The organism is Bradyrhizobium sp. T-1 (genome assembly GCF_053592855.1).
Window position 1 is genome coordinate 1,590,169 of the sequence record NZ_CM132115.1, and the last position, 21,652, is coordinate 1,611,820.

Annotated in this window: 19 protein-coding genes and 1 tRNA gene; 12 read left to right on the top strand and 8 right to left on the bottom strand. The window is 58.5% G+C overall.

Features of this window, described 5'->3' with window-relative positions; all coding sequences use genetic code 11:
• The first annotated feature begins 36 nt into the window (after window positions 1-36).
• The 9 genes from ACWAT4_RS07675 to ACWAT4_RS07715 all read left to right on the top strand — a co-directional run bounded on the left by ACWAT4_RS07675 (window position 37) and on the right by ACWAT4_RS07715 (window position 8,327).
• Entirely contained in the window at window positions 37-906 is an 870-nt protein-coding gene (locus tag ACWAT4_RS07675; protein WP_449730220.1) for a branched-chain amino acid ABC transporter permease, read from the top strand.
• Entirely contained in the window at window positions 906-1,871 is a 966-nt protein-coding gene (locus ACWAT4_RS07680; protein WP_449730221.1) for a branched-chain amino acid ABC transporter permease, read from the top strand. Before ACWAT4_RS07675 ends, ACWAT4_RS07680 begins: the two co-directional genes overlap by 1 nt.
• The gene (locus tag ACWAT4_RS07685; protein WP_449730222.1) at window positions 1,858-2,616 is read left to right on the top strand and encodes an ABC transporter ATP-binding protein; all 759 of its coding nucleotides are present in this window, start codon (window positions 1,858-1,860) and stop codon (window positions 2,614-2,616) included. Before ACWAT4_RS07680 ends, ACWAT4_RS07685 begins: the two co-directional genes overlap by 14 nt.
• The gene (locus ACWAT4_RS07690; protein WP_449730223.1) at window positions 2,603-3,298 is read left to right on the top strand and encodes an ABC transporter ATP-binding protein; all 696 of its coding nucleotides are present in this window, start codon (window positions 2,603-2,605) and stop codon (window positions 3,296-3,298) included. The genes ACWAT4_RS07685 and ACWAT4_RS07690 overlap by 14 nt, the downstream gene beginning before the upstream one ends.
• Window positions 3,299-3,338: 40 nt before the next feature.
• Window positions 3,339-4,106, top strand: a complete 768-nt coding sequence (locus ACWAT4_RS07695; RefSeq protein WP_449730224.1) for an SDR family NAD(P)-dependent oxidoreductase — start codon at window positions 3,339-3,341, stop codon at window positions 4,104-4,106.
• A 22-nt stretch (window positions 4,107-4,128) separates the two neighbouring features.
• Window positions 4,129-5,442: a Rieske 2Fe-2S domain-containing protein gene (locus ACWAT4_RS07700; protein WP_449730225.1), complete on the top strand. Its 1,314-nt coding sequence runs from the start codon at window positions 4,129-4,131 to the stop codon at window positions 5,440-5,442.
• A gap of 28 nt (window positions 5,443-5,470) precedes the next feature.
• Complete coding sequence (locus ACWAT4_RS07705; RefSeq protein ID WP_449730226.1) at window positions 5,471-5,776, top strand: non-heme iron oxygenase ferredoxin subunit; 306 nt, start codon at window positions 5,471-5,473, stop codon at window positions 5,774-5,776.
• Window positions 5,777-5,784: 8 nt separating this feature from the next.
• Entirely contained in the window at window positions 5,785-7,002 is a 1,218-nt protein-coding gene (locus tag ACWAT4_RS07710) for an NAD(P)/FAD-dependent oxidoreductase (protein WP_449730227.1), read from the top strand.
• A 224-nt stretch (window positions 7,003-7,226) separates the two neighbouring features.
• Window positions 7,227-8,327 (top strand): zinc-dependent alcohol dehydrogenase, encoded by a 1,101-nt coding sequence (locus tag ACWAT4_RS07715; RefSeq protein ID WP_449730228.1) that lies wholly within the window; start codon window positions 7,227-7,229, stop codon window positions 8,325-8,327.
• Window positions 8,328-10,422: 2,095 nt separating this feature from the next.
• On the opposite strand, the gene ACWAT4_RS07720 is transcribed toward ACWAT4_RS07715, so the two are convergent.
• Window positions 10,423-11,799: a tyrosine-type recombinase/integrase gene (locus tag ACWAT4_RS07720; RefSeq protein WP_449730229.1), complete on the bottom strand. Its 1,377-nt coding sequence runs from the start codon at window positions 11,797-11,799 to the stop codon at window positions 10,423-10,425.
• Window positions 11,800-11,919: 120 nt separating this feature from the next.
• Here ACWAT4_RS07720 and ACWAT4_RS07725 point away from each other — a divergent pair.
• Window positions 11,920-11,989, top strand: a tRNA-Glu gene (locus tag ACWAT4_RS07725).
• Here ACWAT4_RS07725 and ACWAT4_RS07730 read toward each other — a convergent pair.
• On the bottom strand, window positions 11,977-13,527 hold the full coding sequence (locus tag ACWAT4_RS07730; protein WP_449730230.1) for a recombinase family protein: 1,551 nt from the start codon (window positions 13,525-13,527) through the stop codon (window positions 11,977-11,979). The genes ACWAT4_RS07725 and ACWAT4_RS07730 overlap by 13 nt on opposite strands.
• 81 nt (window positions 13,528-13,608) lie before the next feature.
• Entirely contained in the window at window positions 13,609-13,899 is a 291-nt protein-coding gene (locus tag ACWAT4_RS07735) for a hypothetical protein (protein WP_449730231.1), read from the bottom strand.
• 1,311 nt (window positions 13,900-15,210) lie between these two features.
• Here ACWAT4_RS07735 and ACWAT4_RS07740 point away from each other — a divergent pair.
• The gene (locus ACWAT4_RS07740; protein ID WP_449730232.1) at window positions 15,211-16,947 is read left to right on the top strand and encodes a DUF3363 domain-containing protein; all 1,737 of its coding nucleotides are present in this window, start codon (window positions 15,211-15,213) and stop codon (window positions 16,945-16,947) included.
• Between the two features lie 1,257 nt (window positions 16,948-18,204).
• Here the strand turns inward: ACWAT4_RS07740 and ACWAT4_RS07745 are convergent.
• From ACWAT4_RS07745 to ACWAT4_RS07755, 3 genes are all read right to left on the bottom strand, one after another.
• On the bottom strand, window positions 18,205-18,402 hold the full coding sequence (locus ACWAT4_RS07745) for a hypothetical protein (RefSeq protein WP_080669694.1): 198 nt from the start codon (window positions 18,400-18,402) through the stop codon (window positions 18,205-18,207).
• Window positions 18,403-18,695: 293 nt separating this feature from the next.
• Window positions 18,696-18,848, bottom strand: coding sequence for a hypothetical protein (locus ACWAT4_RS07750; protein WP_194464264.1), 153 nt, complete (start codon window positions 18,846-18,848; stop codon window positions 18,696-18,698).
• Window positions 18,849-18,988: 140 nt separating this feature from the next.
• Window positions 18,989-19,384: a response regulator gene (locus tag ACWAT4_RS07755; protein ID WP_449730233.1), complete on the bottom strand. Its 396-nt coding sequence runs from the start codon at window positions 19,382-19,384 to the stop codon at window positions 18,989-18,991.
• A gap of 90 nt (window positions 19,385-19,474) precedes the next feature.
• On the opposite strand from ACWAT4_RS07755, the gene ACWAT4_RS07760 reads away from it, so the two are divergent.
• A complete protein-coding gene (locus tag ACWAT4_RS07760; RefSeq protein WP_028160170.1) occupies window positions 19,475-20,734 on the top strand; it encodes a GAF domain-containing sensor histidine kinase in 1,260 nt (419 codons plus the stop codon).
• Here the strand turns inward: ACWAT4_RS07760 and ACWAT4_RS07765 are convergent.
• Together ACWAT4_RS07765 and ACWAT4_RS07770 are read right to left on the bottom strand one after the other, a co-directional pair.
• Window positions 20,731-20,829, bottom strand: coding sequence for a hypothetical protein (locus tag ACWAT4_RS07765; protein ID WP_244659486.1), 99 nt, complete (start codon window positions 20,827-20,829; stop codon window positions 20,731-20,733). The two genes, ACWAT4_RS07760 and ACWAT4_RS07765, sit on opposite strands and share 4 nt — an antisense overlap.
• Window positions 20,810-21,493, bottom strand: a complete 684-nt coding sequence (locus tag ACWAT4_RS07770; protein ID WP_449730234.1) for an IS5 family transposase — start codon at window positions 21,491-21,493, stop codon at window positions 20,810-20,812. The genes ACWAT4_RS07765 and ACWAT4_RS07770 overlap by 20 nt, the downstream gene beginning before the upstream one ends.
• Window positions 21,494-21,652: the final 159 nt, after the last annotated feature.

The following is a 21,652-nucleotide window of genomic DNA, read 5'->3' on the forward strand; positions in this document are numbered from 1 at the left end:
TCGCTCGGGAGGGGCCGGAATTCGAGGGATGCGTAGATGATCTCTTGGCAAGTCTTGCTCAATCTGACTTTGAACACTCTCGCTCTAGCGTCGTTGCTCGCGATGCTGACGATGGGCCTCACTCTCATCTTCGGCATCTTGCGCATCATGAACTTTGCTCATGGCGCGATCTATATGCTCGGAGCCTATTCTGGCATATCGGCGGCTGCCCTTCTCGGAAATTTCTGGATTGGATTGTTGGTCGCGCCGCTCGCCGCGGGCCTCCTCGGTTGTGTCTTCGAGATCACTCTGCTGAGACGGCTGTATCGGCGGGACGGCGGAAGCTTTTTGCTGATCACGTTTGGCTTGAGCTTGGTCCTGAGCGAGTCGGTTCGCCTTATTTGGGGGCCGAACACCCGTGACGTGGATCTTCCCGAGATACTCTCCGGTGTGCTGTGGATTGGTGACGACCCGTTTCCCGCATACCGGATCTTCCTGATCTTGTGGGGCGTCGTCGTTTTGCTTGCGCTGACCTACGTGTTCTTACGCACGCGGCTGGGGTTGTTGATCCGGGCGATCGCCCAGAACGCCGAAATGACCCAGGCGCTTGGGATCGACGTCGGGCTGATGAGGTCGTTGACCTTCGCTGTTGGCTGCGCGTTCGCGGGCCTGGGTGGTTATCTCGCGGTCCCGCTGATCACTGGCTACATCGGTATGGGTGGAGCGGCGATCATCGACTCGTTCGTTATCGTCATGATCGGTGGCATGGGGAGCTTGTTCGGCTCGGTTGCGGGTAGTGTCCTGGTCGCGCTCACGCAGACTTTCGGCAATTTCTATGTTCCGGAATTGGCGCTGGTTGCGACCTATTTGCTGATGATTGGGGTGCTTCTGTATAGGCCCGGTGGATTGTTCGGAGAGCAAGAGTGATGAAGTACGTAATTCCGATCTTCGTACTTCTGGCGTTGGCGCCGTTCTTCGTTTCGGGCTTCCACGTTACCCTTCTGACGGAGATTCTGATCTTTGCGCTGTTTGCCATGAGTCTCGATGTCCAGGTGGGCTATGCTCGTATGTTCTCGTTCGGTCATGCCGCGCCGTACGGGGTCGGGGCTTACGTGGCAGCATTTTCCTTGGTCGTTGGTCAGCTGCCGTTGCCGGTCGCTATTCTGATCGCTGTGGCCGCTGTGTTCATCCTGTCGATCCCGGTCGGTTGGCTGTGCACCAGGGCAAGCGGCGTCGCCTTCGCGATGCTTACGCTTGCGTTCGCTCAGCTGGCGTTTGCCGTTGTCTTCAAGTGGAATAGCGTAACGGGCGGCTCAGACGGAATTACGGGACTCGTCCGTAATTCTGGACCCTGGGGATTTTCCAGTCTTGGGTCCCGGGAGGGCTTCTATTGGCTCACCGCTACTGTCGTGGTGGGAGCGGCGTGGCTCGCGAGCAAGTTTGTTCGGTCTCCAATGGGGACCGCCATTGTTGCTGTGCGAGAGAACGAGAAGCGAGCCATCGCGATTGGTTACGAGCCGCGTCAACTTCGGCTCGCTGCATTCGTCATCTCGAATACGGGAGCCGGTTTGGCTGGTGCGCTCCATGCAGGCTTCTTGCTGTTCGTTTCGCCTGAGCTGCTTCATTGGACCTTATCCGGCTACGTTCTTGTTGCCGTGGTGCTGGGCGGCAGCGGGACCCTGATTGGTCCGATGATCGGCGCAGCGTTGATGGTCATCGGCGCACATCAACTGAGCGCAGTGGCGACGAGCTGGCCACTCTTTATGGGGCTGCTCTTCATGATCGTCGTGGTGGTAGCTCCGCACGGGCTCTGGGGAATCAAGTCGTCGATATTGAATGCACTTGCTCTGCGGAAAGCGAGGCGCTTGGAGGTGAACCATGTCGCTTCTTGAGTGCACCGGACTGACCAAGAAGTGGGGCGCACTTGCGGCGGTCAGCGACGTTGACATCGCCGTTGGAACTGGCGAGGTCGTCGCGTTGATCGGGCCGAACGGAGCGGGTAAGTCGACCTTGTTCGATCTGATCGCCGGCAGGATAACGAAGACGGCGGGAGCTGTCTCGTTTTGCGGCAATCGGGTTGATGGCTTGTCCGCCGCGGCACTCACTCGTCGTGGCTTGAGCAGAACCTATCAGATCACCTCGCTTTTCCCCAGCCTCACAGTTCTCGAGAATGTCAGGTTGGCCGTTCAGGCCTGCAAGCCGTCTCGCAGCCGTCCGCTGTTCTTTAAAGCTCTTCATGACTCAACGACGGGCGAAGCACTTGAATGGCTGGGCAAAGTAGGTCTCCGGGAGCGGGCCGGTTCACTTGCAGGTCAGCTGTCGCACGGAGACCAGCGTCTCACTGAAATCGCGGTTGCTTTGGCGATGCGACCCAAGCTCTTGCTGTTGGACGAACCGACACAGGGAATGTCGGTTGAGGAGACCCGCGGTACAGTCGACCTGCTTAAGTCCTTGCTCAAAGACACCGACATCGCCGTCCTGCTTGTGGAGCATGATCTGGAAGTCGTTTTTGGACTGGCCCATCGCATTGTGGTGCTCGATCGGGGCAGAAAAATTGCCGACGGAGCGCCCGCAGCTGTAAAGGTCGATCCCGTCGTGCAGCACGCGTATCTGGGAGTAGGCAATGTTGGACATTGAGGGCTTGGAGGCCGGCTACGGCAGCGGCAAGGTTTTATTCGGGGTCAATCTCGAGGCGCCTGCCGGGCAGGTTACCGCCATTATCGGACGCAACGGTGTTGGGAAGACGACGACGCTGAAGGCGATTCTCGGTTTCTTATCCGTGAGTGCCGGCAAAATTTCGCTTGACGGCAAGGATCTTAGCCGAAAGCAGGTCCACGAGGTGGTTCGTGCCGGCATTGGCTACGTGCCCGAGGGACGACAGATCTATCCGACATTGACGGTTTTGGAGAACCTGCGGGTTGGTCAACGTCGTCGCCCCCAGGTCTGGACCGAGGAACGCCTTCTTGAGCTGTTTCCGAACCTGCGGGAGCGATCCCAGAATCCTGGCCGAACCTTGTCGGGCGGGGAGCAGCAGATGCTGGCCATCGCGCGCGCTCTCGTGACCGACGTTAAGGTGCTTATGCTCGACGAGCCCACTCAGGGGCTCGCGCCGAAGGTCGTGGATCAGATCGGAGACGTCATTCGCCGCCTGAAGGCCGAGGGAGTTGCTGTTCTCCTGGTGGAGCAGAACCTCAATCTTACAGAGAATGTCGCCGACCGCATCCTCGTCATGTCCAAGGGGAGAATCGTCGAGACGGTCACGGGCGAAGGCTTTCGAACCAATGGCGAAGAGATACGCTATCGATGGCTCACGATCTGATTAGGCGAACTCTCGCAGCATAGGACGACTAGGAAGCATAATGATGGACAGTAGGCCACTCCTCGACGGTCAAGCAGCAGTCGTAACCGGCGCTGGTCAAGGTATGGGGAAAGAGATCGCGTTGGGTTTGGCAAATGCCGGCGCGCGCGTCATCGTGTGCGACGTCAACGCCGAAACGATCGAGGCGACAGCCAACGAAATTCAACAGCGTGGCGGTACGGCCTGGCCACTCGTGTGGGACGTATCCGACGCTGCGGATGCGGTGCGGGTCGCCGCCGAGGTGAAGGAGCTTGCTGGCAATATCTCGATTCTCGTGAACAATGCGGGAATTCATCGTCGAGGCTTGGTCGGCGCGCCCGAACACGTCGACACGTGGCGAAGCATCATGGCCGTCAACCTTGACGGTGTAATGTTTGGGATAACTGCCTTCCTGGATCAATTGAAGCAGACGCGCGGTTGCATCGTCAACGTGGGTTCGATCCAGTCATTCACCGCGGCGCCAAATGATACGACCGCGTACACAACGAGCAAGGGCGCGGTCCTTATGTTCACTAAGGCGCTGGCCGTTGAGTTCGCTCGATACGGGATTCGGGTCAACGGAGTGGCTCCGGGGTTTATCGAAACGCCACAGACAGAAGCATCTCGCGCGAACCCGGACCGCGTGGCTTTTGTTCTGTCTCATACTCCGGTGAAGAGGTTCGGACGAGCCGACGAGATCGTCGGTCCCGTCGTGTTTCTTGCCTCTCCAATGGCAAGTTTCGTGAATGGGGTGATGCTGCCAGTCGATGGCGGCTTCCTCGCCCTCTGACAACGTTGAAAGGATGCGGACCATGGCACGTACCTACCAAGTTGATGTTCTTTCCCATGTCGGCCCTGGCACTAAGGTCGGCGAGCTCTTTCGTTCGGTCTGGTTGCCGGCGCTCCTGTCCGCCCAACTGCCAAAGCCCGGCTGCGCGCCCGTACGTTTGAAGCTGCTCGGTGAGGAACTGATCGCTTTTCGCAGCGGAAACGGTCAGGTGGGGATAGTGCAGGCGAACTGCGCTCACAGGCTAGCACCGCTTTTTTACGGTCGCGTCGAAGAGCAGGGAATTCGTTGTGCCTACCACGGGTGGCTCTACGACAAGTCCGGCCAGTGTTTGGACATGCAGAATGAGTCAGACAAGGCGGTCTGTAGCAAAGTCAAGATCAAGTCCTATACGGTAGTCGAACAGGCAGATGTCATCTGGGTCTATATGGGGCAGGACACTCCGCCGGAGCTGCCGAAATTTCCATGGATGGGCCTGCCAAAATCGCAGCGGAATGCAACGGTCTGGATCCAGGAGTCCAACTGGCTTCAAGGCATGGAGGGCGAGCTCGACAGCTCGCACGTGTCCATCCTTCATACCAATCCAGCCACGATGGCCACGTCGCCCGTGCATCAGCACTATTCGGCTTCGGACCTTTCTCCAAAATTGTATGCAAAAAACACTGCCATAGGCGTTCTTGCTATCGCCCGGCGAAACGCGGACAGCAAGTTCTACTGGCGTGTATCCCAGTTCATGGTCCCCGCGTTCAGCTCTATTCCTAGCGCAGATTTCCCAATTGGTGGTCGAGCGTTTATCCCGATTGACGATCACAACACCTACACGTGGGACTTCAACTACTATGCGAAGGGCGATCTGCCTAAGGCCTTCCTAGACTACGTTGGTAAAGGCCTGGCATTCCCGCCGGAAAGCACGTATCAGCCCTTCAAACTGAATACTGGAACAATCATCGATACGTACGTTCCCGTCCGCACTGCCCTCAATAGTTACTTGATCAATCGGGAGGGGCAGAGCCTTTCCAGCCCGACCGGCATCCATGGTCTTAACGATCAAGACCGAGCCATGCAGGAAGGCATGCTTGCGCTTGAAGGTAGCAGCGGTCGCATCGTCGATCGAGCCAAAGAGTTCCTTGTGGCTGCCGACATTGGCATCGTTCGTGCGCGCCGCCGAATCCTAGACATTGTGCATGACGAGGCAAGCCTCGCAAAGTTCAAGCAGACCATCAAGGATGGTGCGGCATACGCTGTACAGCCACTTGATGTTGTGTCTGAACATGGCGAACTTGACGCCTTTTTGGCGCAGCACGACGGGCAGCTCACTTCAAAGCGTGAAGCGGCTTAGACAGAGGCCTCAAGCGGCGGAATAGAATATGGCCTGGAAGCAAGTGACGACTCGTGACAAGGTCTCGCCAGAGGCGCCGTTTGCGTTCACCATAGGGGAACGCAACCTCGCACTCTTTCAAGTCGCCTCCACTTACTACGCCTTAGACAATGTCTGTCCGCATGCTTTTGCGCTGATGTCGGACGGCTTTGTGGAGGGGGACACTGTCGAATGTCCCCTGCATGGCGCACTCTTCCATATTCCAAGTGGTCGCTGCTTGGGGCCGCCGGCAGATGCGGATTTGAGATCCTACCCAGTTCGCTTGGAAGACGAACAGATCCTCGTGGACATGTGATTTCGGGTATGCAAACGACGCGAAACGGTCAGCAATTCGTTATCGTGGGAGCGGGACAGGCTGGAGGGTGGGCCGCCCGAACGCTCCGCGAACGCGGTTTCGCTGGCCGGATCGTACTTGTTGGCCAGGAGGACCATCCGCCGTATGAACGTCCCCCGCTCTCGAAGGACTTTCTCGTCTCGGGTAAGGACCCAGCATGCACCTATCTGTTCTCGATGGAGAAGCTCCGCGGATCGGACATTGATGTGCGTAGAGCATCCACCGCGGCAGCGATCGACCGGTCGGGACATGAGCTTGTGCTCCGGAATGGAGAAAAGATCCCGTATGACCGGCTGCTGCTGACCACTGGCGCCCGGCCCAGAAAGCTGTCTATGCCCGGGGCGGATCTCAAAGGGATCCATTATCTTCGCACAATTGAGGACAGCGCTCGTATTCGTCAATCGCTCGGAGCGGCCACCCATGTCCTTGTCGTGGGTGGTGGCTGGATCGGATTGGAGGTAGCTGCGGCCGCTATCGGTCTGGGCGTGCGGGTGACGCTCGTGGAAGCGGGCGATCAATTGTGCGGGCGATCGCTGCCCAAAGCGACCGCTGCGTACTTCCAGGAACTACACGCTAGTCGCGGAGTAGAGGTACGGCTTAATACAAAGCTCATTGCGTTCGAGGGTAACGGCGCCGTCGAGCGGGCGAGTTTTGCTGACGGCGAGCCTGTGCACACCACAACTGTGATCGTCGGGGTGGGAGTAGAACCGAATGTTGAGCTCGCCGTCGGCTGCGGACTTAGTGTAGACAACGGAATCGTTGTGGACGAGACCACCCGTACCTCCGATCCCTATATCTTTGCTGCCGGAGACGTCGCAAGCCACCCGGTAGATCGAGTGGGACTGCGACACCGTCTTGAAACGTGGCACAACGCTCAGAATCAGGGAATCGCGGCTGCTAAGGCCATGCTTGATGAGGATGGGAGATACCGCGAACTTCCGTGGTTCTGGTCCGACCAGTTCGACCTCAATTTTCAGCTCTTGGGGATACCGGGCCGCGCTGACGAGATTTACGTGAAGGGCGACCGCGACGCCGGCCGCTTCGTGCAGTTTTTTGTCGCGGACCAGCGTCTCAGTGCGATCGCAGCCTTCAACAATCCTCGTGAACTACGCGAGGCGAAGCGGATGATACTCGCGAATTCACCGATCTCTCCGTCAGAGCTTACGAACCTGGCGAAACTACCATGAAGGTTACTGAAGTCTCGCACCACGACGAAGGTTGGTACTACGAGAGCATTCGTAAAGGGCATTGGCTGCCGTGCGGGTGCTCGGTGGGTGAGGGAAGTCCCGTGCTCGTGAGCTCAGTCAGGTTGGTATGGAAGTGGCTCGTGGGCCGCTTGAAACGCGTGAGTTAAAACTGCGAAAGCAGTCGCTCCTTTGCACAAAGCTCTATCGTCTATCTGAGGTGTTTTATGGCCAAAGCGCTCGCAGCCGTTCTCGAAAGCCCGAAGAGCTTTCAGTTTCGCGAGTTCAAGATCCCTGAGATCGCCGACGACGATGCCCTCCTGCGTGTCGAGGCATGTGGGCTTTGCGGAACGGACTATGACCAATGGCTCGGGCATTTGAAAGATTGGGGCGGTGGTATGCCGATCATCCCCGGGCACGAAATCATGGGGTTCATCGAGCGAGTGGGACCGAAGGCCTCCAAGCTGTGGAACGTGAAAGAGGGAGATCGTGTCGCCATCGAACCGATCATCCCCTGCGGCCATTGTGAGGATTGCGTTCGGGGCGCCTATACCCGGTGCCAGACGGATTTGGGATATGGGCTCTATCAGAGCACCAATGTCGCCCCTTCGCTTTGGGGCGGATACGCTACGCATACCTATTTGCATCCGCGCACGATGGTCCACAGACTGCCCTCAAACATCCCGACGGATTTGATGACGCTGGTAAACCCCTTGTCGAACGCGATCCGCTGGGCGTACGAAATCGGAAGGGTCGGAATGGGTTCGACTGTCGTCATCGAAGGCCCTGGGCAACGAGGACTCCTCGCGGTCGCAACGGCGAAGAAGGCAGGCGCTGCGAATATCATCGTGGCAGGAACACGCGCGGATGCAGAACGACTGGCACTAGCCGCGAAATTGGGGGCGACGGCCACCATTAATGTGGAAGAAGACAATCCGGTTCAGCGAGTTATCGAGCTCACAGATGGCCGACTTGCCGATGTCGTTCTAGACGTTTCATCAGGAGCAATGGCGCCTGTGTTGCAGGCAATCGACATGGTAAAGCGTGGTGGAAGGGTCGTGTTGGCAGGTCTCAAAGGCCAGAACAAGCTGAATGGTCTACCCATCGATAAGGTTGTTCTAAGTGAAATCGAACTCGTCGGCGTCCTGAGCGCGGGATGGCAGTCAACCGAGATGGCAATCAATATGATCAGGCAAGAAGGGGACGCACTTCGGGAGCTTTGTTCACACTCGTTTCCGCTCTCTCACGTTACCGACGCGGTGCGGACCCTTGGACGAGAGATTGTCGGCAGCCGGGATGCTGTTCACGTTACATTGACACCATCATGATCGCCATGTGCAGCCTTTGTGTGGCCCGTTTGGCTGATCGAGTCTTTTTACGGTCCCGGACGCCTCGCGACGGCGAGGACAGCGATGTCGGCGGTACCGATCAAGAGCCTAGTGGAAGTCATCGGGCCAAGGCGACGTCAAAGGGTGCTGCCTCGGTCGAAAAGAGTGGAGAGCAAGCCGAAGTCGTCACTGACAAATGAACGCCGCTTGGGCATGACGGCGGTGGAAGACCGATGGGAGCTCGCCGGGTTCTGTTGCTCATCGGAGCGGATGCTCCGCTCGCCTGGGAGAGAGAACGTTTGAAGACCGACTGGCGCAATCTCGAGCGAGGGAACGACTTACATAACTCGGGTGTGTGGCTCAGGAATGTCTCCCGATCGTGCGTCTACGTTGTGCTGCGAGCTATTGGAAAGTTTGATCATGGGATGGCGCAGTTTTGGGATCAGGGCAAAGTTGAGCCGTAGCGCGAACTCCTGAAGCTCCGCTGGCTGGCCGGTTGTCTGCTGCTCCCTGACTTGGCCGCCGCCCGGCTCTGGCGGCGGCCACAACGCGAGTGTTCCGACGTTCGTTGCCCCATTCCAAAGACCCCGTCCTGACGCGTTCGTTTGGCTTCATGGCCAATCTTCGCGTTTTCGTCAGCCGGTCTTCAATAACAGATTAGTTAACTAAGCTAGAGCGATAGGCTATTTGATGTACTCTCCTTTACAATATCGCATTTCACAGGTAGTTTAGTTCCGTTAGAGCTACGGAGACCCTTCCACATGCGAGAGCACCCGGGTCCAAACGAACTTTGTGCTTTGACCCTCTTTGCCTTTGGGGCATGCGCGTGGCACGATGAGCACTCGCCTACGCTGTCAAGCGATATAGGGCTTGCGACGGTTTCATGGGCGACTGCTCTCCTTGCTTTTCAGCGCTTGTGCCGCTTGGCAAGCGCAATTCGCTGGTCGCGCAAGGCGGCTGGGAATGCGAGACATGAGGCTGCGGCGAGCTGACGGCGCGCCGCCCATTTTCGTCGACTATGGTGGTAAACCTCCGCAAAACTTGAGCCGAAACAAGCTCAGGCCGGCATTCCCGCCGCAATGTAGTTGCAGAACGTGCCGCTCTCCCCGCCATGATCACGTTGGGCTTATAGGGTCGCTACGTGCCACACCGAAACTCTTGCTTCTATGAGCCTTGGGGCCGTGCGGCGTCTAAGTAAGTCATGTCCTCATAGTTGGTTTCGGAGGGAGCCGTGGACGCGATGAACAAGGGTTACATCAAGCGCCTATTCTCGAGGTCTATATCTCATCTGACTGTTCACGCTTTATTGTACCGTTTCGTTGCGTGTGCCCGTATTTGCCGAATTTGGACGTACAGGTGAGATGGCTGGATTGAAATAGCCGCGGCTCATCCAGGCGATCCTGCGAACATGTTGAAGTCTTGCTCTTGTTGCGCTTTGTAAGAGCCGGTGCTTTCTTGCAACCCCGGATTATCTAGGCGTCTGCATTCGGGACAAGGAGGGATTATGATGGGCGGTCGATCGGATAACGACGGAAGGCAGAAGTCGAGATGCGCTGCCGTGACTGCGAAACAGAGAGCCGAAGCCAGTTCCATTCTCTGAGCGGCTCAGCTGTACGATCGATGAAGCCTGCGAACCGACCGGCTTGGGGCGCACAAAACTTTACGAGCTGATAGGTGCCGGCCAAGTCATCACTACAACGGGTTGGACGCCGTCGCTTGGTGATAGTGCGATCGCTCGTCGCATTCCTAGGCACGGCCGTATTGGCATGAGCAACCGCCGCTATTGGCCTTCTCTTGACACGTCACTTTGGCTGCGCAGCCAATGGGTCTCAGTCTTACTCGCGCGTTTTCGGTCCGCTCTTTCGACGGGCGAGACCGTTTTGGAAGGACCGGGACCTCCGGACGCTTGATGTCCTGCCTGCACAGCTTGCCGAAGCGATCGTTGACGTAGCCGACACGGAGCAAGCACCTCGATGTTCGGGGGATCGCGCGCTTCGATACTCTGACTACTCCCCGCCCCGGCATGGTCAGTCAAATGGAGTGAAGCGAGGTCGATTGGGACGCCGAACAAACGCTGGCGAGCGCGTCTTATTGATCATCCGAGCCCAACCGAATTTTCGCCGTGGCGCGGGACCAGGGGGATAACTGCCGCCCGCGCGAGATCTTCCAATGCCGTTGAGATATATTTCGCGTAGTGCCGCTCGATCATTTCCACGGAAGTGTTGTGCAGCTTAGCAACGTGTTGAATAGGGAGTCGGTTTCGTAAGCCGCGAACGATGCTGGAATGTCGCAACGCATAAGGAATGGCTTCTGGTAGTGCTGCGCGATCGCGGATGGCGTGCCACGGACGAGTAAGTTCTGCCGTCTTCCAAGGACCGCGTTCTGACTTTCTCCAAACGATGCTGCCGACCTCCTGCACGTAGCTCCATCGCTCGAACAATGGCGCCTCTTTTGAGCGATCTAAAATGGCTGGCAAGAGGACTTCGATGACATCTTCGCCCACTGGAACTGGAACGGAGCCACCGTTGCCACCACGCCCCTTGTAGGAACCTGGTATCATCAAGCGCTGCTCTTGCCGTTGTGCATCACTTACGCGCATCCGCCTTGCCTGAGCAAATCGCGCGCCCGTGGCTGCAAGGCACACGACAATGCGATGTAGGTCGCCTTCATATCCCTGCTCCTCGTCGATCTCGCGCGCGGCTCGAAGTAAGGTGCCTATTTGCGCATCCGTAAGGACTTGGTTGTCTCGGGCGACTGATGTCTCATCATCATCATCGATGCGCTCAGCTTTAAACCCGTCTTTCACAATTGATGGGAAGGTTGGATTCAGCTTCTTTTGCTCCGCCGACAGGCGGGGCCATGCTGCATTCAGCCCAGCCTTCAGGTCATTTATGAGCCGCTGTTTTGTCGTCGCCTTCAATTCTACAGGAAGGTCCTCGCGCCACGTCAAAAGATCATCTTCCCGTAGCGCGTGCAGGTGCACTGCGGCGAGCGAGGCGGTCTCAATGGCTTCCTGGCTACCGCGCTCCTCTTGACCAAGAACGTAACGCCGCAAGCGGTGACCAGCATCGGATCGAACCTCGCGACCGGCCCTTCGGCTATCACGGGCATTACGTTCCCTGATATATGTCTCCACAGCAGTCCGCACGGTGGGGGCCGGTCCGGCGGCTTGGGCCGCCGCTTCTATTCTGGACCGGGTGATGTGTTCCCGCGCTCGTGTCACCGCCTGCTCGAAAGTCAGCGTGCCTTCGGCACGTTTGTCGTTGACGTCGTTGGCGATGCCGACCGGCGCCTGCTTGTAGTTGGCTCCATCATGGTGATTGCGCCAGCGCACGAACCAAACGCCGCTCCGCTTGCCCTTGCGATAGCCAAGATGCGCTTCGGCGTCGAGGCGGCGCCAATGTACGCCAAGCTCCAGTTTCGAGCGCGCCTTGGCAGTCGTGATCTGGGCCTCAGCGAGCGTCTTTGTCATGGCGTACGAACCCGGAGTCGTCGAATATCCGTCGAATAAGCATCGGCGTACAAAGCCGATCGACGACGAATGACTTCTATATAAGCTGTTGACAAGGCTATATTATGACGAACGACTGCGAACCAAGGCGGGAAGTATGTCCAGCCCTCTCAAGGCTGAAACAGGGGTTCGATTCCCCTAGGGAGCGCCATTTGCGTACAAAACCGCGAACCCTCCTTTCCGGTTGATCGCTGGCCATAATGGCTTGTTCGAGGGTCGTTTTTGACGGATGACGCGGTCATCAACCTCGACCGCATCAATCAGTGAGCGCAGATAGGATTTGCGGAACGGAACGCTGCCCGCGGTTATGCTTTCGCGCATCAGGGAGCCGAAGCGTTCGATTTTGCTCCGGTCGATGCACGCGGTTGACGCTCGGCTTTTGATCCGGTCAAGCGCGCTTTGCGCCTGATCTCGATCTGCCTTGATATCGGCAAGACGAGCTTTCAGGACCTCGTCCAGATCCGTGATGCCATCTTCGACCAGGGCATAGAGGCGCCGGAGCTTTTCCTCAGCGGCCCTTGCCTGCCGTGACAATTGGTCGATGCGGTCCTGGACTTCGCCACCGGCCACCGCTCGCTTCTGAACGATTTCCGCAAGGAGAGCGGTGATACGATCTGGAACCAGCAGACGATCGGCAATATGGCTGGTCACCAACTGGTCTAGCTTGTCCATTGGGATCGACCGCCCCTTACACGCGGTCTTGCCCATACGTGCAGCAGCTGAGCAGGAGTAGTATCGATAAACTCGCCCGGTTTTGGAGGTTCCGCTGCGCATCGTCATGGCGCTGCCGCAACTAGCGCAGTGCGCGAGCCCCGTCAGTAGAATCGGTCCCGTGGTCACCCTTGGCGGCGTCGTTCGTGGATTGCGCGCGACGAGCGTGCGCTGGACTTCGTCGAAGGCGGCGCGCTCGATGATGGACGCCACCTCCACGGCGATGATTTCCGTGACCGGTTTCTCGCGTCCGGTTTTTGCATGGCGCCGGTTGAAGCGCCACTCGCCGATATAGATTGGATTGGTCAGGATCTTGTGCACCGGCCCCACGCCAAAGCGCGCGCCGAGCCGCGTTCGCATGCCGCGTGTGTTCAAGGTTTTGGCAATCTCCTTGACGCCAAGAGGCCCACTCGTTGCTTCACCGTTGAGGTAGAGCTTGAAGATCAACCGCACAGTCTCTGCTTCGACAGGGTCGATGATGAGGCGCTTTTTTGTCCGGTGTCCACGTTTCTCGACGTCCGCGACGGTGTAGCCGAGTGGCACGCGAGAGCCGTTGTAAAAGCCCTGACGAGCGTTCTCCTTCATCGCTCGCAGCACATGCTTGGCGTTCTCGCGGCTCTGATATTCGTCGAACAGCGCGATCACCTGCCGCATCATCACTTGCGAGGGATCATCGCCCAACTCCTGGGTGATCGACACTAGCCGAACCCCGTACTTGGCCAGCCGGCGGATGTACATCTCAAGCCCGAACGCGTCGCGGAAGAAACGGCTGAAGCTGTGCACCACGATAACGTCGAAGGGCCGATCGTCGTCGGACGCGCGCTCAATCATGCGCTGGAATTCCGGGCGCTGGTCGTCCATCGCAGATGCGCCGGGCTCGACATACTCCGCGATGACCTGCCACCCTTGCCGTTCACAATAGGAGGCTGTCTGCGAGCGTTGGTCAGGGATCGAGAGATCGACTTCGGCCTGCCTCATGGTCGAGACTCGCAGGTAGAGTGCAGCACGCGAGGGGATGGACATTTGCAAATTCACGAACGGCTCCTTCGCGAGTCGAAATCATTTGAGCAGGTCATCGAGCAGCGGTCCCAAGAACGCGTCAATGACGTCCAATTCGCGCGAAGATATGGCGATCTTTGTCGGTAAGTCGTCGACGACAGCGATGGTTTCGCAGACTGGGTCATCACCGCCATCGCAGGTCGACGGAAGGGGGCCGGCGGCCGCGCTGCCTTGCGCTGTTGTCGGCAGCTTGCGCTTGGTTCGATGCGGATCGTTGCGAGCCATCCCGCTAGGGAATGCAATGGGAGCGCCGGCGCAATCGATGGTGGCGGCCTTCGCAGCATAGCGCACGATGACAAGCGAACGGCGGAGTGGCTTCCGTTTGTCCCACCGTCAGGACGATCCTGGGATACAGTCTCACTTGCGTCTGTCATGTAGGACTGAGCTACTTTGGGTGGGCGTCCGCTCGGCGAAGCGGGTGGTTTTCGCCTGCCCGGCTCGCAGCGCTGCAAGTGGTTCACCACCACTTGCTGACCGCAAGCGAGCCATCGTGTTCCGGGCAACGGTCGCGGTCAATGATCTTCGACCGCTTCGCGGCGCGCTCCCAAGTGAGCGCGTCATTGACCGCGCCCGCTGCCCGGAAATCGCGCGGCCAAGCGATCAACGGGGAGATCTTGCCGCCACCACGATGACCACATGCGTGCTCCTACCGGCGATCGAAGCATTCGTGAACATCCGAGGCGGCGGCATGGCCTGGGCAGGGTCTTGGCCGTGCGAACAATCGCTATACGACATCCGACAACAACCGTATACGCTCCGCGCCGACTTTTGCGCTGCGTCGTTGATGCCAGAATGTTGCCGGCGCAACACTGTTTGTTGACAGACGTTGGCTTCCGCTAGAGCATTTGCCTCGCAGCTCGGAGACGCGGATTGGCGCTACGAATTTGCGAAAGGAAAACCGGATGTGTGCAGTTGGAGATCGCGAGACCTACGTTGATTACTCGATCGTTGCGGATCACTAGGAATGTACTCGTATTGGCGAAGACGTACTCTCAACGTCGAGATATTGCTTGGCATTGCGCGATCAATCTCACAGATGCTGAGACTTTCTTTCGAATGGCAGTCGTGATCTAGCGTGGATTGGCGCATGATCGGCGAAGCTACGGTGGAGGGCAAGATTAAAGCAAACTAGCGTTTGCTCGAAGCCCTTGTCTGCACACTGGTTTTAGAGCCGATGTCGCCAGAGCGGGGGCGCTGAATCCGCCAATTCCTTGTTTTTGCTGCCGTTGATGCGATGGCGGCATGCCGATGATTGCGTTCGAGGACGCAGGCTGCGACATCGCTTGCATGAGCCGCGACGACAAATCAGATTTCCGCCCCCGCCCCGGCCGCATCCGTGACAGAGGAGGCAGCGCGCGGCGGCCGAAGTCGTTCTTCGCGCAGGTCATGAAGGCTGCCGTGAAGGCCAATGGAGGCCCCCTGACGCCGGGACAGTCGCGCGGCAAGAACAGAGGTCCTTCGCGGTCGACGCGTCCCAAAAAAGGTCGTTGCTCGCGGATCGGTCGGGGCCAAGCCGCGGCCGATCGATTGAAGTTGGCGGCGGGGCAGCGGGACGCGAGCCAGCGTATGCGCCGTGTCGTGGTCAAGGCACGGATCGTCCGGTTGAAGATCGGCAGCAGAGCTGCCCATGCGCATCTCAACTACCTCCAGCGCGATGGGACGACCCGCGACGGCGGGCGAGGTCAGCTCTATGGACCGGATGACGAGCGGGTGGATGGCCGGGCCTTCGTCGAGCAGGGGCGCGAGGACCGCCACCAATTCCGCTTCATCGTGGTTCCCGAGGACGGCGATCGTCTGTCCGATCTCCATGGCTTCACGAGGGACGTGATGCGGCAAATGGAAGAGGATCTCGGCACGAGCCTCGATTGGGTCGCGGTCGACCACTTCAACACCGGCCATCCTCACAGCCATATCGTGATCCGGGGCAAGGACGATCTCGGTAAGGATCTCATTATCGCCCAGGACTACATCACGGATGGGTTGCGGCTCCGCGCCCAGGACCGGGCGACCCTAGAGCTAGGACCTGAGACGGATATTGAGGTGCGGACGAAGCTTCAGGCGGAGATCGCCGCCGAGCGCTTCACCCGCATTGATCGCGCGATGGTGGGGGCGGCCGATAATGGCTTCCTCGACCTGCGGCCGGACGCCGGTCAGCGCCACGCCGACTTCGATCGGACGCTCCGGATCGGACGATTGCAGGTGCTGGGGCGCTTCGGATTGGCAAGGGAGATTGAACCCGGCGTCTGGCACCTGTCCGATCGGCTCGAGCCGGCATTGAGAGAGCTTGGCGAACGCGGCGATATCATCAAGTCCATCAACCGTTCCCTCGCCGCGCGGGGGCAAGCACGAGGCGCAGAGAACATCCTCCTCCACGGCGATACGACATCGGCCCCGGTGATCGGCAGGGTCATCGGCAAGGAGCTGGCTGATGAGCTCGCCGATAGGGTCGGAATCATCGTCGATGGCATCGACGGACGCGTCCACCACGTGGCCTTGAGGGACGCTGCGATTGCCGACGAGGCGAGGATCGGCGCGATCGTCGAGATTGGGCGCGCGCCGGCCGGCCCACGTCCCGCCGACCGCAATATCGCTGAGCTTGCGAGAGGCACCGGCGAGTACCACCCGAACGAGCATCGGGCGCTTGCCGAGGCAGGTCACGTGCGTGTTCCCGGCGGCGACTATCAGGCCTATGTCGAAAGCCACATCCGCCGCCTGGAGGCGTTGCGCCGGGCCGGCATCGTCGAGCGGGCAGGTCCCGACCGTTGGATTATACCGGACGATCTCGAAGCCCGCGCACAGGCCTATGAGGCCGGCGTTGGCCGGCGGACGAGTCTGCGGGTCCACTCGGCCTTCGATCTTGATCGCCAGGTGACCAGCGACGGCGCTACTTGGCTCGACCGGCAATTAGTCAATCCCAACCGCGGTATGCTGGCCGAGGGAGGCTTCGGCGCTGAGGTGCGGGACGCCTTGGAACGGCGGAAGGACGAATTGATCCGGCGGGGCCACGCCCGGCGCATGCCCGATGGTGGCGTCCGTGCGAGAGCCGACCTTCTGCCCACGCTCGAACGTCGAGAGGTCGAGCGAGTTGGACGGAAGCTCGCCGCTGAACGAGGCCTTGCTTTCCAAGCGATCGAAGATGGTCAAACCATTCGCGGCAAGTTGATCGGATCCACCCAACTCGCCAGCGGCCGCTTCGCCATGATCGATGGCGGACTCGGCTTCAGCCTCGTACCGTGGCGCCCGGCTATTGAGAAGGAAATCGGCCGAGAGGTCGTCGGCATCATGCGTGGCGATGACATTTCCTGGCAATTTGGCCGAAAACGCGGGCTCGGAATTTAGAATAGAAAGACAGCTCGACCTCTCGGCCCCCATCACTTCTACAAAGCCCTGAAGCCGGTTGCCTGCCGAGCAGAAAAATGCAGAAGTTTGCGGAGACCAGACCACACCTGTGCACCATGAGGTGCTTTACCCGTGGCTTGAAACGGATCGGTCGCTGACCTTGAACGACGATGATACGAGCGACGTCAGCCTTGTGCCGGTGGAGGCGCGCCGGCAGCGCAATATATGGCGATGCGCCGATAGCAAACCCAAACATCTGTCAGAGAGTCATCGCTTGGGACAAAGGGAACAAAAAACGCCGCCCGCTTAAATAAAGCGCAGGCGGCGGATCACCAGCCCCGGGAGGGTGAGGGTAAAATCCCGACAAAGGTTAGTCCCGACGTGTCGCCCTAAGGTTCATCGGCATCGAGTGGCAACGCCCGAGGTCAAAGATAATTCAAGAATCGGTAGGTCGCAGACCGAGCGTATTTGATCGAAGCTGCTTTTCCCTGAGCCATTGGATGATGGCACGTTGAGCTGCGATGATAGCCTCTGCTCGATTGAAGCCGATGCCTGTTTTCGATGACCGACCGGCTCGCTCAAACGACCATTTCCAGCCAGGTGGATTGATCGTTTGAACCACCGTATACTCAATACCCTGATGTTCCATGCACCGTCATCGCTCCGCGACGAAACAACACGTAGGCAGCGAGAAACGCTGATCAATCAGCGTCGCTTGAAGTCTTCTCTGAACGATCGACTCGAACTTCCCGAAACTCCGCGGGCCCGTCGAGAAGACGCTGCTTGCGCATCTGGTGCTCCTGCGAGCTCGCGGAGCTGTCGGCCCTGTCATCCAACACCGCACCCGCCAAACGAAGGGCTCGCCTTCGTTGGCGGCCCGTCCGACGACCTCTTGCATCCTCGTTAGTCATCAAATTGAACCCTCAAATAGGAGCGTACATGATCGGATACGCCCGCTCGGTCGGCGAAGCTCAGCAACCGCGGCAAATGTTCTTCAGCTTTGCGGCGGTTCGAGCCTCTTCCGCAACGAATGGGTCCTTGTACCCTGACGATGGGGCACTATCGGTTTCGGCGGGCTTCTTGGCCTTTGGCGGAAACGCCGCATCGTAACAGGAGAGCCGGGCACTGGTGCTCTCGATCGCGCTGCAATTCGGTTCCGCTACGGAAGCGGCTAACGCAGATGTGCTTAATCCCGACGCGAGCAGGAGCGCCGCCGTCCGCATACCGGATCGAGTTCTGCTCACACCGAAGGTCCCGTCATGATCCACCTTTGTTGACCCAAGAAGGACGCTGGCCGGTCCAGATTGGAAGAGCATCCCACTCAGAGCAGCGCATCCGGCGCTCCTCACCCCCGACGCTCACGAAAACAAAAGGCGCATCGTCCCGGCCTGTTTTCGAGCCAACGAAAATTGCCGGAACGCCGTAGGCATCCCTGATGATTGCGGTGTTTGCCATTATCGGCTCCCATTGGCCCAAACTTGCTCCAGGCATTCGATTTGCATTTTGAACGCATGGTTGCTGAACCGCTTGCAGCTACAGAATAGCCACAACCGCGATCAGCGGTGCGAGGAAGACCGGCACCAATAGCGGCGGCACAAGCCACTCACGGATTTCGAATTTGTCGGATTTTGACATCTTACCGCCTTCACTGGGTTGAGGCGGGAGCGCAAAGCTCTCAGTCACCGATAACAGCCACTAAGCGCGCGGTGATACCAATGCTATAGCAGTCTTCTTACCACCGAGCCAGATCAATCTTGGTCCATTGCTGCCGAAAGTAGATTGGCAGTCGATTGCGTCTCCGGATCGGGCGGTTCACTTCCAAAAACGGCGGCGATCACCAACACGACCGGGATAGTCCCGAGTACGATCACGCCTATGCGGAAGCCAATTTCGCCAGGCATTGGGAACTCCCGCCAAGGCAAGAGTGTAAGCTGTCCTTCTGACCCAGATAGACGCTTTAAGCACGCTGCGTGATTGACCATTTTCCAAACCTTCGCAGGCCCGCATCGAAATCAAAACACAGGGGACGGGCGGCTGGCCATCATCCGGTGAGAGCATGGAGATGCTGGCCGAGCTGCCTCTGCACATAGGGCTTGGCCAGGAAGCGGGCTCCGGCGGGAAGATCCTTGACGGCAGGTTCTACCTGGCCCGAAGTGACCAGCAGTGCGATCGGAGGCCAACGGTCGCGAACGGTGGCTAGAAGTCCCAGGCCATCCATCGAGCCGGGCATCTGGATATCGGTAAATACGATCGCTATATCGGCGGTGTTCTCCAGGAGCTCGATTGCGTGATCCGCATCGGCGGCCTCTACGACCTCGTAGCCCAGCTCGCGTACCATCTCAGCCGCGTTCAGACGAATGAGGAACTCGTCCTCGACTATCAAAACAACAAATTTGTGAGCCACCGAATAGGGGTACTTTACTCTAGAGGTCAACACGCAACGGCTCCCGCCTCGCGTTGTTCCGAGAACATTCTATCTCTTCCAGAGTTGGGTCAGGAACCCAGATGCTCCCCTGAGTATAGTTCAATGATAACCGAACTTAGCGGCGAAATCACCGCCGTTCAGCAAATCAATGCTGTTCCGAAAATTTTGGATGCCGTAACCCGCTTAACGGGCATGGGCTTCGTAGCGGTCGCCAGGGTGACCAGCGATCGCTGGTTGTGCTGTGCTGTTCGCGACAGCATAGATTTCGGCCTCGTGGAAGGGAGCGAGCTTCACGTCGAAACGACGATCTGCAATGAAATTCGCGGCCACGGCGAACTGGTTGTCATCGATGACGTCGAGACGGATTCCAGATTTTGCAATCACCCGACGCCACGCATGTATGGCTTCAGGAGCTACATCTCAGCTCCGATCAAGCGTGCGAACGGAGACATCTGGGGCACGCTCTGCGCGATCGATCCGCGACCGCGTGAGTTAAATCGACCTGAGATCGTCGAAAGCTTGCGGCTTTTTGGGGAATTGATCGCTGCGCATTTGGATCTCAACGAGCGCTTCGAGCAATCTCAGGCCGACCTTGCCAAGAGGTCAGAAAGCCTGCTGGCCAGTGAGGTGGGGCGGCAGTCTGCCGAAGCGGACCTGAAAAGCACCCGAGCCGATCTTCTTGACGAACGGAAGACGTCGGAGCTGCGCGAGCAATTTATCGGCGTGCTGGGACACGACCTCCGCAATCCGCTGGCGTCAATAGCCGGCGGCATGCGTGTTCTCCTCAAGAATGCGAATAGCGAGCGAGCGCCCGACATCGTCGCATCAATCCAGAAATCCGTGATGCGAATGGCGGGTCTGGTGGACAACATCATGGATTTTGCCCGCGGCCGCCTCGGCGGCGGATTGACGATCAGGCCCGACGCAAACGAGCCACTGACCCCCGTGATCGAACACGTCATCAACGAAATGCGTCTGGCGTGGCCAAGCCTTAACATCGAGACCGATATTGCCCTAAACGAGCCGGTTCGATGCGATCGCATCAAGATCAGCCAATTGTTCTCCAATTTACTCGGGAATGCGGTCACCTATGGCGACATCGACAAGCCAATCATTGTTTCGGCAAGGACGAGCGATGGAAGATTTACCCTCAGGGTGACAAATTACGGTACGCCGATCTCGGACAAGGCGATGCAAAGCCTGTTTCTGCCTTACACCCGCGGCGACCGTCCCAGCCAGCAAGGTTTAGGTCTCGGCCTCTACATCGCATCCGAGATTGCGCGAGCCCATGACGGGACGCTTAAGGTCGTCTCGAGCGGCAAAGAGACAATTTTTGAGTTCAGCATGCCTGCAACGACTTAGGACGCGGACTCATTAAGGCGCAGCCATAGCCGGATTGACGCGAGTTGAATGAATGCGAGGTAGTTGGCGGCGAGCCTATCGTAGCGCGTCGCCACCCGACGACATTGTTTGATCCTGTTGAAGAACCGCTCGACCTGGTTGCGAGCACGATAGAGATAAGGGCTGAAGCAAATCGGATCGCTGCGATTGCTTTTCGGCGGGATGTTGGCCCACGCGCCCTTCTTCATGGCAAGCTCCCTGATCCCAGTCCGCATCATACCCACGGTCAGCAAGCAGCATCGACCCGGATTTCAGACGAGACAGCAGTTTTCCGGCGAGTCGAACGTCATGGGCCTCACCCGGGCTCAGCGCCAGCCGTACCGGCAGACCATTGCCATCGACCATCGCATGGATTTTGCTCGTCAAGCCGCCGCGGGACCTTCCCATCGATTGGCGCTGGTTCCTTGTGATGCAGGCTCCATGCTGATGCACGCGGACAATGGAGGTGTCGATCATTTGGACAGCGGCATCATGGGCAGTGGCAAGCGCTTCTATGATGCGGCCCCAAACATTGGCCCGCCGCCACCTAACGAAACGGTTGTAGCAAGTGGTGTATGGGCCAAACGCCGTCGGCAGATCACGCCAGGGTGCTCCTGATCGGAGGACCCAGAAAATGCCATTCAGGACCCGACTGTCGTTCACCCGAGGAACGCCACGCGGCTTGTTCGGCAGCATCGGCTTGATGGCGGTCCATTCATGGTCGGCGAGTTCGTAGCGCATGATTCGAGTCCCCAGTTCGGGACCTTGAATCACGGCAGTCCGGCCAAACGCAACTCTCCTGGCCCGCTCTTGGTACGGCGCTTACGGACAGGAGCGGACATCAACCAGTCCTCAATCCCTGCCAAATGCGTCGAAAATGACCCAGAGCTGACTCGTTAT

Bases quoted from the DNA above. Each gene is read 5' to 3' on its own strand.
- ACWAT4_RS07675 (WP_449730220.1), top strand. From the start codon at position 37: ATGATCTCTTGGCAAGTCTTGCTCAATCTGACTTTGAACACTCTCGCT.
- ACWAT4_RS07680 (WP_449730221.1), top strand. From the start codon at position 906: ATGAAGTACGTAATTCCGATCTTCGTACTTCTGGCGTTGGCGCCGTTC.
- ACWAT4_RS07685 (WP_449730222.1), top strand. From the start codon at position 1,858: ATGTCGCTTCTTGAGTGCACCGGACTGACCAAGAAGTGGGGCGCACTT.
- ACWAT4_RS07690 (WP_449730223.1), top strand. From the start codon at position 2,603: ATGTTGGACATTGAGGGCTTGGAGGCCGGCTACGGCAGCGGCAAGGTT.
- ACWAT4_RS07695 (WP_449730224.1), top strand. From the start codon at position 3,339: ATGATGGACAGTAGGCCACTCCTCGACGGTCAAGCAGCAGTCGTAACC.
- ACWAT4_RS07700 (WP_449730225.1), top strand. From the start codon at position 4,129: ATGGCACGTACCTACCAAGTTGATGTTCTTTCCCATGTCGGCCCTGGC.
- ACWAT4_RS07705 (WP_449730226.1), top strand. From the start codon at position 5,471: ATGGCCTGGAAGCAAGTGACGACTCGTGACAAGGTCTCGCCAGAGGCG.
- ACWAT4_RS07710 (WP_449730227.1), top strand. From the start codon at position 5,785: ATGCAAACGACGCGAAACGGTCAGCAATTCGTTATCGTGGGAGCGGGA.
- ACWAT4_RS07715 (WP_449730228.1), top strand. From the start codon at position 7,227: ATGGCCAAAGCGCTCGCAGCCGTTCTCGAAAGCCCGAAGAGCTTTCAG.
- ACWAT4_RS07720 (WP_449730229.1), bottom strand. From the start codon at position 11,799: ATGACAAAGACGCTCGCTGAGGCCCAGATCACGACTGCCAAGGCGCGC.
- ACWAT4_RS07730 (WP_449730230.1), bottom strand. From the start codon at position 13,527: ATGAGGCAGGCCGAAGTCGATCTCTCGATCCCTGACCAACGCTCGCAG.
- ACWAT4_RS07745 (WP_080669694.1), bottom strand. From the start codon at position 18,402: ATGGCAAACACCGCAATCATCAGGGATGCCTACGGCGTTCCGGCAATT.
- ACWAT4_RS07750 (WP_194464264.1), bottom strand. From the start codon at position 18,848: ATGCCTGGCGAAATTGGCTTCCGCATAGGCGTGATCGTACTCGGGACT.
- ACWAT4_RS07760 (WP_028160170.1), top strand. From the start codon at position 19,475: ATGATAACCGAACTTAGCGGCGAAATCACCGCCGTTCAGCAAATCAAT.
- ACWAT4_RS07770 (WP_449730234.1), bottom strand. From the start codon at position 21,493: ATGCGCTACGAACTCGCCGACCATGAATGGACCGCCATCAAGCCGATG.